At 66.4% G+C, this 12,618-nt stretch carries 7 protein-coding genes; 4 read left to right on the forward strand and 3 right to left on the reverse strand.

The genetic code is table 11. The features are described 5' to 3' along the window. The first annotated feature begins 229 nt into the window (after positions 1-229). Positions 230-1,318 (forward strand): carboxymuconolactone decarboxylase family protein, encoded by a 1,089-nt coding sequence (locus U5798_RS02585; protein ID WP_322081073.1) that lies wholly within the window; start codon positions 230-232, stop codon positions 1,316-1,318. A 55-nt stretch (positions 1,319-1,373) separates the two neighbouring features. Next, positions 1,374-1,844, forward strand: coding sequence for a MaoC family dehydratase (locus U5798_RS02590; protein WP_322081074.1), 471 nt, complete (start codon positions 1,374-1,376; stop codon positions 1,842-1,844). 290 nt (positions 1,845-2,134) lie between these two features. On the opposite strand, the gene U5798_RS02595 is transcribed toward U5798_RS02590, so the two are convergent. Beyond that, positions 2,135-2,797 (reverse strand): OmpA family protein, encoded by a 663-nt coding sequence (locus tag U5798_RS02595; RefSeq protein ID WP_322081075.1) that lies wholly within the window; start codon positions 2,795-2,797, stop codon positions 2,135-2,137. A 115-nt stretch (positions 2,798-2,912) separates the two neighbouring features. After that, positions 2,913-7,673, reverse strand: coding sequence for a YadA-like family protein (locus U5798_RS02610; protein WP_415859481.1), 4,761 nt, complete (start codon positions 7,671-7,673; stop codon positions 2,913-2,915). Positions 7,674-9,119: 1,446 nt separating this feature from the next. On the opposite strand from U5798_RS02610, the gene U5798_RS02615 reads away from it, so the two are divergent. Beyond that, entirely contained in the window at positions 9,120-9,950 is an 831-nt protein-coding gene (locus U5798_RS02615; RefSeq protein ID WP_124448518.1) for a response regulator, read from the forward strand. Beyond that, a complete protein-coding gene (locus tag U5798_RS02620; RefSeq protein WP_322081076.1) occupies positions 9,943-12,291 on the forward strand; it encodes a sensor histidine kinase in 2,349 nt (782 codons plus the stop codon). The genes U5798_RS02615 and U5798_RS02620 overlap by 8 nt, the downstream gene beginning before the upstream one ends. A gap of 42 nt (positions 12,292-12,333) precedes the next feature. Here the strand turns inward: U5798_RS02620 and U5798_RS02625 are convergent, their stop codons facing one another. Then, positions 12,334-12,603 carry a hypothetical protein gene (locus U5798_RS02625; RefSeq protein WP_124448522.1) on the reverse strand — a complete coding sequence of 90 codons (270 nt, stop codon included), beginning with the start codon at positions 12,601-12,603 and terminating at the stop codon, positions 12,334-12,336. Positions 12,604-12,618: the final 15 nt, after the last annotated feature.

The raw sequence follows: 12,618 nt of genomic DNA on the forward strand, positions 1-12,618 counted from the left end.
CATGCATCGTTGCCGCTGTCCGGCAATCCCGTTTTTCAGATGGAAAATGTAATTTCCGGCTTGCAACGGAAATGATTCTAGATGGCGAAAAGCACGTACCGATGAAAAGTGAAAAAAGTTCAAATTTGATTTTCGGCCGGACGAATATCATCGCTCACGTCACTCCATTTCGCGTCCAATCCACGGGCTCACTATGCGTGCGAATACGATCACCCGGCATGAACTTGGCATGTCCGTCATCCACGCGATCGGCGACGAAGGTTTCAACAGCCTCAGCGCGGCGCTCGACCGCCTCGACCCAGATTTCAAACGCTTGCTCGTCGAGGGCGCGTATGCCGACATCATTGCCCGGCCCAATCTCTCGCTGAAATATCGGGAACTCGTGACGGTCGCGGTTCTCGCAACGATGGGCAATGCCGATTCCGCGCTGAAATACCATGCGGGCGGCATGCTGAATACCGGCTGGGCACCGCAAGCGGTGCTCGAAACGGTCTTCGATACGCTCTACTATGCAGGCGTGCCGGTGGCCACGGCCGGCATCCGTCATCTCGTGGCGTTGTTACGCGAGCGTGACATCGATATCGGTCGCGACGTCGATCGTCTCGGACGATACGAATCGGCAACCGCACACATGCTCGAGCGGCGGCAACGGCCATTCGACGCGCTGACGCCAAAGGAGCGCCGGCTCGCCACACTCGCCATCGTCATCGCTCGCGAAAATCGTCACGACGAGGTTCGGGTCCACTTGAACGCATGTCTGCATGTCGGCTGGACGCGCAGCGAACTGACTGAAGTGCTGATTCAACTCACCGGCTATATCGGCTGGCCGCTCATCCTGCCCGTGTCGCGCATTGCGCTCGACATATTCGACGAGTTCGCCGCGACACAGGGCGGCGCAACGGTCGGACAAGCGGACGCATCGACCGGACGGAATGCGCCGGAGTGCGATCCGTGTATGCCGGAAGCGTCGGCCGGCCGGCCCGAGATGTCGGCGGCGATCGCAGGTTGTCTCGATCGGATGGCCGACGCTGCGTCACGCGTCGAATCGGTCGAACACGTGAAGGCACGGCACCTGACGGCGATCGCGTGCCTGACCTGCCTTGCCCGAAATGCAGATGCCGACGCGCTCGCCACGCATATCGTCGACGCGCGCTTGTCGGGCACGTCGCAGCACGAGATCGTCGACGCCATCGTCGGCGCACTGCCTCATGCCGGCGTGCTCGCCGTGCAATGGGCGCTGGCTGTGGCAAGCCGATCGTTTGCATCGACAGATCCGCATGCGGCGCGCGAGCACGACAACGTGGAGGCATCGGGATGACGACGCTCGAACCCTCCACCCACACCATGCTGCACGAACGACACAGGAGCAAACGATGAACGACGAAGGCGGATACGACCTCGAGGACCTGATGCCCGGCATGAACGCATGTTTCTCGAAAACCCTGTCCGAGCACGACGTGCTCCTGTTTGCGAGCGCGTCCGGCGACCGGAATCCCGTGCACCTCGACGAAACCTATGCACAGCAAACGCGCTTCGGCGGTCGCATCGCGCACGGCATGCTGTCCGCGTCGGTGATCTCGGCGGCGATCGCAACGCATCTGCCGGGGCCCGGCTCGATCTATCTGTCGCAGGACCTGCAGTTCCGCCGCCCGGTCAAGCTCGGTGAAACGGTTTGCGCGACCGTGACAGTCAAGGAGATACTCGCGAGCCGGCGTCGGGTCGTGCTGGAAACCTGCTGCCACGTGAACGGGCACGTGGTCGTGGAAGGCACGGCGGTGGTCATGCCCACCAACGCGGCAGCGCGGTCGCAAGAAGCATCGATCGCACGCGATCAGGAAGCCTGACGATCGTACGGGTCCGGCGTGTCGGATTCAGCTGATGCCGGCATGCCGCTGTGCGACCGGATGCGGCGGCTGAAGCTCCGCTGCGTCGCGGTGCGGAACGCTGCCGAGTTGCCTTTCCCGTGACCGATCGCGGCACGCGAATCGCCGTGCGACGGCGCGCTTGCGACGGACACCGCATGCGCGCGCCGCGACGGGCCGTTCCCGCCGCGGTTGTCTGCGTCGAGCGTCATTGCCGCAAGGGAGCCGCCCGACTTCGACGGCCACGCTTGCGGCAACCTGGCCGAAACGTCCTACTTCCGCAGCGAGATTTCCACGCGACGATTGCGTGCTCGCCCTTCGGCGGTATCGTTCGATGCCGCCGGATTGGCTTCCCCGTGACCGGTCGCGGCAAACGAATCCGCCTGCAGCCCATGCTCGCGCAGATACCCCGCGACGGCGTCCGCCCGGCGCTTCGACAGTGCCTGGTTGTGCGCGTTCGAGCCCGTCGCGTCGGTATAACCGTCCACCTCCACGCTGGCGAAATGCCGATCACCCTGCTGGTTCAGCAGCGTATCGAGCGCGGTGGTGGCCTCCGTCGTCAGCACGGCCGAGTCGGTCGCGAAATACGCATCTCCGTTCAGGCTCACCTTCTCGACCGGTGCGGGTGCGGGTGCTACGGCCGCGGCGGCCGGCGCGGGCGCCGCACCGCACTGGAACACGATCGAATGCGGATCGGCGCCGTCGCGGTACGGCGTGGTGGTGTCGACCAGGCGCACGGGCTCGTTGCCGCACATGCGCGTCGCGACCTTCATGCAGGTCTTCGCGGTCGACAGGATGCCGTGGCAGTCGACCTGGAACGTGCGGACGCCGTTTCGCGACTGCAATTCGTATGCGTTGTACGTCGGCCCCGACGCACTCGAACAGGCCGCGAGGGAAACGACGGACACCAGCAGTGCAAGATGGATGTTTTTCACTTGATTACTCCGAGAATGCGATGGGCGCAGCGTGCGGCGCGGCCGCACGCGCATGCGTTTGCGTTCGGCGCGGTCCGCTCCGGCCACGCGGGCCGGAACGAACCGCTGCGCGCGATCACTTCCACTGATACAGCATGCCCGCGCCGACCACGCGCTGGCTGCCGGCGAAACCGCCGTTCAGCGTCGCCTTCAGGTTCTCCGTGACGCGCGCCTGCACGCCGACCGCCATGGCCTTCTGGCCCTGGAACGTCGCCGTGCCGACCCCCATCGCGAAGTTCGAATCGCGGTCCATGTGCGGGATCGACGCCATTGCGGCGGTCGCGGCGATCCCCTCGCGGGCCATCGAATCGGTCTGCTGGATCTGCTGCTGCATCTGCGTGAGCTGGTTGTTGACCGTGTTCAGCGATTGCGTGAACTGGTTCGATACCGCATTCAGCTGGTTCACGTTCACGGCATCGGTGCCCTGCGTGCCGGCCGCGACGTTCACGACCTGGCGTGCCGAATCCGCCGAGCCGACCGCGACGACGTTCGAGCGTCCGCCGTCGTTGCTGCCCGTACCGATCGCGGACGAGTTATTGCCCGATGCCGTCGCGCCCACGCCGATCGCAGAGGAACCGTTGCCCGATGCGAGCGCATTGTTGCCGACCGCCGTGCTGTTCGAACCCGATGCCACGGCCCCCGAACCGCCCGCCGACGAATTCGCGCCGGTCGATCCCGGCGGCACGTTCGCGCCGTTCGGGTTCGTCGTGTACTGCCCGCCGAGGTTGGTCGTGCGCTGGTCGATCAGCGTCGTCAACTGGTTCGCGACCGAATCGAGCTGCGACACGTTCACCGCGTCCGTGCCGCTCTTGCCGGCGGCGAGGCCGGTGATCTGCCGGTTGCCGATGTTCACTTCACCGGCCGACGATTGCGGGCTGCCCAGGCCGTACGCGACATAGTTCGTCAGCGCGCCGACCGTGGTCAACGAACCGGCGCCGAGCGCCACGCTGTTCGCGAACGTCGCCGACGCACCCGCGCCGAGCGCGAGCGCATCGGTCGCGCCGCTGCGCGCCCCCGAACCGAGCGCGACGCTGCCCACGCTGACCGCCACCGCGTTGGCGCCCTGCGCGACCGACTGCGCGCCGGTTGCCGTCGCGCCGCTGCCCAGCGCGATCGCGTCGGCCTGCGCGGAACTCGCCGCCTGCCCGATCGCGATCCCGCCCGGCGCCGTCTGGTCGACGATCGCGCCGTTGCCGATCCCCACGCCGTTGTCGCCGTTGACGACCGTCGTCGGGCCCACCGCGACCGATTCCGCGCCGACCGCGAGCGAATCCCCCGCCGTCGAATTCGCGTGGAAGTACTTCTGGCCCGTGACCGCGAACGACTGCAGCGCGCCGGTCAACTGCCGCACCGTCACCGCATCCTGCTGGCCGGTACCGTCGGCGACGTTGGTGATCTGGCGATACGTCTTGTTAGTTGCATCGCCCACCGATACCGCGCCGAGCAGCGTCTGGTCCGTCGTGTTGAACGGAATCGACGCGGTGCCGTTGCGGATGACGCCCGACGACGGCACCACGGCGCGGTCGGCCACCGAACCCGAGCCGAGCGCGATGCTGCCATCGACCTTCGAGATCGCGCTCGGGCCGATCGCGACGCTGTCGACACCCACCGCCTGGCTGTCCGGCGCGGTCGAGTTCGCGTGGAAGTACTTGATGCCGTGCGCGTTGATGTTGTCGATCGCCGAGCCGACGTTGTTGTTGATCGTCGTCGATCCATCGCTGTTGTACGTCACGTACGACGGCGCCGAGATCGTGCCGGTGGTCGGATCGTAGGTGGCCCCGCCGCCGATCGCGCCGGCCGTGCTGTTGCCGAGGTTCGTGTTGTTGTTCGCGATCGAGCTCAGGCCCGTCGACAGCGAACCGATCCCGGTCGACGTGGCGGTCGACAGCGAGGTCAGGTTGCTGTTCGTCGAGCTCAGGCCGGTGGACAGCGAGCCGACGACCGTCGAGGTCGACGTCGACAGCGAAGTGATCGAGCTGTTGGTCGAGCTCAAGCCGGTCGACAGCGAACCGACGACGGTCGATGTCGACGTGGACAGCGACGTCAGGTTGCTGTTGGTCGAGCTCAGGCCGGTCGACAACGAGCCGACGACGGTCGATGTCGACGTGGACAGCGAGGTCAGGTTGCTGTTCGTCGAACTCAGGCCGGTGGACAACGAGCTGATGCCCGTCGAGGTCGACGTCGACAGCGACGTCACCGCGCTGTTGGTCGAACTCAGGCCGGTCGACAGCGAACTGATGCCCGTCGAGGTTGACGTCGACAGCGACGTCACCGCGCTGTTGGTCGAGCTCAGGCCGGTCGACAACGAGCCGACGACGGTCGACGTCGAAGTCGACAGCGACGTCACCGAACTGTTGGTCGAGCTCAGGCCGGTGGACAGCGAACCGACGACCGTCGACGTCGAGGTGGACAACGACGTCACCGAACTGTTGGTCGAACTCAAGCCGGTCGACAACGAGCTGATGCCCGTCGACGTCGAGGTCGACAGCGACGCGACCGAGCTGTTCGTGGAACTCAGGCCGGTGGACGTCGACGTGGACAATGACGTGATCGCGCTGTTCGCCGACGACAATCCGGTCGACGTCGACGTCGACAACGAAGTCACCGCGCTATTGGTCGAACTCAGGCCGGTCGACAACGAGGTGATGCCCGTCGACGTCGACGTGGACAGCGACGTGATCGCGCTGTTCGCCGACGACAATCCGGTCGACGTCGACGTCGACAACGAAGTCACCGCGCTATTGGTCGAACTCAGACCGGTCGACAGCGAGCTGATGCCCGTCGACGTCGACGTGGACAGCGACGTCACCGCGCTGTTGGTCGAACTCAAGCCGGTCGACAGCGAACTGATGCCCGTCGACGTGGAGGTCGACAGCGACGTCACCGCGCTGTTGGTCGAACTCAAGCCGGTCGACAGCGAACTGATGCCGGTCGACGTCGATGTGGACAACGACGTCACCGCGCTATTGGTCGAGCTCAAGCCGGTCGACAACGAACTGATGCCCGTCGACGTCGAAGTCGACAGCGACGTCACCGCACTATTGGTCGAACTCAACCCCGTCGACAACGACGAAACCCCGGTCGACAGCGAAGTGATGCTCGACGCCGTCGACGTCGACAGCGAATCGAGCGCCGTGTTCGTCGCGGCAAGCTGCGAGCCGTTGATCGCGTCCGTACTCGCCGAACTGATGCGCCCGGCCGCGACGTTGGTGATCTGGCGCTCGGTGCCCGCTGCGCCGACGCTGACGACGCTGGTCGGCGTCGTACCGTTGAAGTTGTACGTGACACCGCCGATCACCGCGCTGGCCGTCGGATTCGGCGCGGCCGTGGTCGATCCCGAGCCGAGCGCGACATCGTTTGCGTTGTTGGCCACGGCCGACGCGCCGAACGCGACGGCCCCCGCCGCCGCCGCCGTCGACGTATTGCCGAGCGCGAGCGAACCCGTGCCCTGCGCGTTGTTGGTATTGCCGATCGCCACCGCGCCGTTGCCGTTCGCGGTGTTGTTCGAGCCCATCGTGACCGCGCCGGTGCCGATCGCGGTGCTCGGATCGCCGATCGCGACCGCGCCGTTGCCGCTCACCGTCTGCCCCAGGCCGAGCGCGACGGCGCCCGTGCCGCCCAGCACCTTCGAGTTGTTGCCACCCGCGATCGAGCCTGCGCCGGCAGTGGCTGCGACCGAGTTGCTCGCGCCGATCGCGACGGTCCAGTCCGCCGCCGCCACGCTGTTGATGCCGACCGAGGTCGCCCCGACGCCCGCCGCGGTCGCGCCGGCGCCCAGTGCGGTTGCCGACGTGCCCGTCGCGAGCGAGAGATTGCCAAGCGCAACCGCGAACTGCTGCGTCGCGGTCGACTGCACACCCATCGCGACCGAACTGACGCCCGACGCATTGGCGTTCACGCCGAATGCCATCGCGTTGTCCGCGCCGGCCGTCGTGTTCGAGCCCATCGCGATCGAACTCTGGCCGAGCGACTGCGTGCCCGAGCCTGGTACGCCCGCGGTGCCGCCCCAGCCGATCGCAATCGACGCCGTGCCCTTCGCGCCGCTGTTCACGCCCATCGCAACGCCTGAATTACCGGTCGTCAGCGCGCCGCTGCCGACGGCCACGCCTGCCGCGCCCGAACTGGTCGACTGGTTGCCGAGCGCGACGGAGCCCGTGTTCGTGGCATGCGACGCATAGCCGAGCGAGACGCTCTGCGCGCCTGCCGCACTGGCACCGAGCCCCACCGCCGCCGCGTACTGGCCGGACGCCAGCGCGTTGTTGCCCAACCCGACGGCGGAAACACCGGTCGCCGCCGCGCCACTGCCCATCGCTACCGCACCGCTCTGCGTCGCGCTCGACAGGTTGCCGATGGCAACCGAGTAGTCGCCCGAACCGATCGCCTGCACGCCGAGCGACGCGCTGTTGACGCCGGTCGCCTGCGCGTTGATGCCGATGGCCGTCGACGCGTCGCCCATCGCATGCGCGCCCGGGCCCAGCGCCGTGGCCGACACGCCCTGTGCCGTCGAGAGATTGCCCAGCGCGGTGGAATTCTGCTGCGCGGCAGTCGAACCGACGCCGATCGAGATCGACGTCACGCCGCCGTTCGCGGTACCGCCGTCCGGCGCGTACTGCGCATGTGCGCCCACATGGAACAACGCGAGATACGTGGCCGCCATCAGCATGGCCAACCGCCGTGGCGACGGCATGCCCGCGAGCGCCGACCCGCCCGCGCTCACTGCATGCTCCGACGCGCGGCGCGACGACGCGACACGCTTGCCGCGTGCCCGATCGAGTTCCGAAGCCGCAACCCAGGCCCCCAGTGCTTCGTTCCAGATCGACTTGAACGACTTGTTCATCTTGTATTCCCTCGGTTCTCATGTGCTGGATGACGCAACAGCGCGCGCGTTGGCCGCCGACGACGGGTTGCCTTGCGCCGCTCCTCTACCACTTCGGATATCTAACTAAATAACGGAATGGTGCTGTACGACTCTCACGAAACAGCGCGTGAACACGCGGTCGCCGTTTGCGCGCGCCTGCCGACGCGACGTGCAACGGCGCTCGCCGGTGATCGAATCAAGGAAGCCGACGTCGCCGGCCAGACGGCCGCACGATGCCAGCCACACCGCGAAAGCGCGCGTGCGGGCACCGGCGCCCCGTGCCAGGGGCGACATCGTATTTCACGGAAGCGTCGTTCAGACGCGGGATGGACGGGTGCTGGCCGGCAACCCGTCATCCGTCACGTCATTCGGGAGGCGGATGACGCCGTATGGTCCCCGGGATGGAAGCGTGCGCCGCCGGAATGCGGTCGCCGACAGCCGACTCCGGTTCGGGCGAACCGGTGCTGTGATCTGCCACGCCTGTTGATTTCATAATTTTCATGCCCGCCTGATTCGATAGCGCACCGCACGCGACTGCCCCGGATGGATCGAACCGCCAGGCTGCCAACGCGAAGCCACTTACCCTTTCCGTCCGGCCGTCAAACGCTTTCCGGATTTCCGGAAGAGCGCCGACGCGCCGAACGACCCCTGCACCGAATTAATCGATCGAATTTTCTTGACGATTTTTTCTCGCCCGGTGCATCACACCCGAACAATCCTCGCAATTCGCCGACTTATCTTATATATCAACGTATTCGACGAATTATGAAGTTTGCATTACCCTCGTGCCAGTCATTCACCCGCTGCCGCATGTTCATATTTTGAGAATGCCATCATTCAATGTCACATTGAATGTAGCGAGCATCGGGATGCAGCAGCGGCTATCAATCAGCCCGGAACCGCTCACCTCCGCAGAACCGATTCCAGCCGCTCCGGGGCTAGTGTGCTGGCATTCGTCCAAACAAACCTTTTCCCGAGCGGAAAAATACTTTTCTGGAGCGGACGACATTCACATTCATACATTTCCGATCGAAATACCATTGATGAATGAGAGGAATTCTGACCGACCATCACCTCGATATCGATCGTGCCGACCGCGAATCTGCAAATGCCATTTACACGGAATGTGAATCAGGCATTCGACACCCCAAGAATAAATGCATCATCCGGGCCATTCCGATTAAATGATTATAAATGCGGAAATAAAGACCGACATTTCCACAATGAGTTCGGCATATTTTTCCATTTTCGCGTTTCCGGCCGGAGCCGCCTGCCGCACACGCGCCGCTCCTGCCGCACAAGCCCCCACGAGCGGCACGGAATCCTCACTATCAGCCGTGTTGTCGACATATAATTTTTCGCAACAATCGCGCAGATAGCGACGCTTTCAACCTGACAGGCCACCCTTCCATCGCATCCGCAACCATGTCATCCCGCTCGTCCAGTTCGGCGCCGCCTCGTACCACGCCGGATCTCGGTGACGCACATATTCTTATCGTCGATGATCGCCCGAACGACCTGCGGCTCCTGACCGAAATCCTGCGTGCCGCGCGCTGCCGGATCAGCGTCGCGTTCGACGGGCTGCAGGCCTACCATCGCGCGCAGGCGATTGCGCCCGACCTGATCCTGATGGACGTCCGCATGCCGCGCATGGACGGCTTCGCCGCGTGCCGGCTGCTGGCGTCGACACCGTCCACGCAATCGATCCCGGTCATCATCCTGACGGCCGCGGGCGATCTCGAGGACCGCATCGCAGGGCTCGAAACCGGCGCGATCGACTACATCGTCAAGCCGTTCGAACCGGCCGAAGTGATTGCGCGGATCCGCAATCACCTGAAGCGGGCGCGCCGCAGCCAGCCGTTCGCCCGTCTGCCCGAACTGCCCGACAACCCCGACGCGGCCCTCGTGCGTGCGGCCAGCGACGTGCTGCTGCGCGACCTGCGCCATCCGCCCGCGCTCGAGGATCTCGCGCGACAGGTCGGCACGCACGAAAAGCGCCTGTCCCGCATCTTCCGCGACCATCTCGGCCAGACCGTGTTCGAGTACCTGCGCGATACGCGCCTGCGCGCCGCGATGCACTTCCTCGCCGAAACATCGATGGGGATCGGCGACATCGCCGAGGAGATCGGATTCTCCACGCCCGGCAACTTCGCGACGGCGTTCCGCGAGCGCTTCGGCATCACGCCGTCCGACTGGCGGCGCCAGCGTCAGGTCCACGCGCCGCTCACGCCCGGCGGGCACCGTCACGATGCCTAGGCGCGACGCGGCGTGGGCAGCCGGATGGCGCGCGGTGCTGCTGCTTCTGATCGCACTGGCCGTCACCTGCGCAACGGCCCGCGCGGCGTCGGCGCCGAACCCCGCGCAACTGGACGGCGTGTCGGTGTACGAGGACGCCAGCACGACGATGACCGCCGAACAGGTCGCGGCACGGCTCGCCGGGGCCGGTCAACGCGCGCCTGCGGCAAGCCCGTCGACGTTCAACGTCGAGTTCTCGCGGTCGGCCTGGTGGGTCCGTGCGACGCTGACCAACCGCGGCAACGCGGCCCGTCCGCTGGTGCTGGCGATTCGCGACGCGCGCGTCGACCATGCCGACTTCTATGTCGGCCACGACGGCCGGTGGACGCCCGACAGCCGCTTCCCGGCCGCCGACGCCGGCGCCGACGCGGCCCGGCAGCCATCACGCTACCCGGTACTCGACGTCACGCTGCCCGCCGGCGCAAGCGTTCCCGTGCTGATCCGCGTCACGTCGCGCAAGGAGATGCGGCTCGCGCCGGCCGCGTTCACGCGTGCGGCATGGGATGCGCTGGAGCGGCGCGCGACGATGTGGGACTTCGGTTTCTTCGGCGGCCTGCTTGCACTCGTGTGGTGCGCGCTGCTGATCGGGTTCTTTTCGCGCAGCGGCGTGTTCCATGTCCTGGCCGCGCTGGCGCTGGGCACGACGCTGTTCGAGGCGGCTTACCGCGGCTATACGGCCATGGCCTTGCCGCCCGCACTACGCGAGTGGTCGGCGCGCGGCGAGGTGATCTCCGCGTACGTGGCGATCGCCTGCTTCATCGTCTTCATCCTGATGGTCGCGCGGCGCGAGCAGGCCAGGCTGCCGATGCGTGCGGTCTACATGGCCTTCCTCGCGCTCGAATGCATCGGCATGGCCGGCGCCGCGGGCGGCGACCTGCTGACCTTCACGTGGTTCTGCCTGCGGCTGAACGCCGTGCTGGGAATCGTCAACATCAGCCTCGCGCTGATGCTCGCGATCCGCCGGACGCCGACCGGCCGCGTGATGCTGATCGCCGTCGCGTTCGCCACCGTCAACATGTTGATCCGCGTGCTCGACGGCACGAACGCGCTGCCGCCGGTGCTGTCCTGGCTCAAGTCCGATATCCATCCGAACCCCGTCATCGCGATCATCGGGCTCGCCACGCACCTGCTGGTACTGGCCGCGTGGATCCACCACGTGGGCCGCCAGCGCACCGAGGCCAGGAAGCGGCTCGAACACTGGCAGCTCACCGAACAGGATCGCCTGCGCGACGAAGTCGCGAGACGCACGGTCGCGCTCAACGACGCGCTGCAACAGGTGACGACCCACATGCAGCAGAAGGTCGAAACGCTCGGCTATGTCAGCCACGACCTGCGCGCGCCGCTGTCGACGATCAACGGCTATGCGAAGCTGCTCCTGCAAAGCGCGACACGCAGCCAGGCGCGGCTGATCCGCTCGATCGACCGCAGCATCCGCTACCAGCTCACGCTGATCGACGAACTGCTCGCGTTCACGAAAGCCGAGCTGCAGCCGCTCGGCGTGACGCCGGACACGACCGACCTGCCCGGCCTGCTCGACGATATCGGCCACTACGCACTCGCGCTGTGCGCGCAGCAGGATAACCGGTTCGTATACCGGCCGGCCACGGCGCTGCCGCGCACGGTGTCGATCGACGGGATGCGGCTGCAGCAGGTGCTGCTGAACCTGCTGTCGAACGCGTCGAAATTCACGCGCGACGGCACGGTCACGCTGTCGGTGCACGCCGCGCGCGAAGGCGATGCGTGGCGCCTGCTGTTCGAGGTCGCCGATACGGGCATCGGGATCGACATCAGCGGCACCCGCGACATCTTCCGGGCGTACCAGCAGGTGCAGGCCGTCAACGGCGGAACCGGGCTCGGCCTGTTCATCGCGCAGCGCATCGTCGGCGCGATGGGCGGCGAACTGGCCGTCGCGAGCCAGCCGGGTGTCGGCACCGCGTTCTCGTTCCCGGTCGTCGCGCCGGCCGTCGGACATGCGCTCGTGCCGGTGTCGGAACTCGTCCGGCGGTTTCATCCGGACGACGAGGCCGAACCGGAACGCGTCGCGCCCGCGATGGACGGCCCGCCCGACGACGCGCTCGACGAACTGATCCTGCTCGCCCGCGACGGGCGGCTCACCGATATCGAGGACTGGCTCGGTCCGGTTGCCGACGTGCCGGATTACGCCGTGTTCGTGCAGCACGTGCGCGAACAGCTCGATGCGCTCGACCTGCACGCGATCGAGAAACTGGCCGGCTCGCTGAAGCGCTCGCGTGTCGCGGAGGTGTCGATCGACACCGCGACGGGCGCGGCCGGCCCGGCCTGACGGTGCAGCGGCGCGGCGCACGCGCCATTCAACCGCAGTACGCTAGCGCCGACGGTCGGCCCGCTCGACGACGCGCGCGAGACGAATGATGTCGGTCAGCCCGAATTCGCCGGCATCCGGGCGCGGGCGGCCATGCTCGTCGGCCACGCGCATCGCGAACGCCAGCGCTTCCGAGCGCTCGCGCAGCAGCACGCGCAGCGCATCGGCCACGATCCGGCAGTCGCGCGAATCGCCGAGATCGAGCAGCGGCCGGGTGCCGGGTTCGACGGCCAGCGTCTCGGCACCACCAGCCATCATGTCATTGCGTTTCATGGCGTTCTCCTCGCC

The organism is Burkholderia sp. BCC1972 (assembly GCF_905339605.1).
GTDB lineage: Bacteria > Pseudomonadota > Gammaproteobacteria > Burkholderiales > Burkholderiaceae > Burkholderia.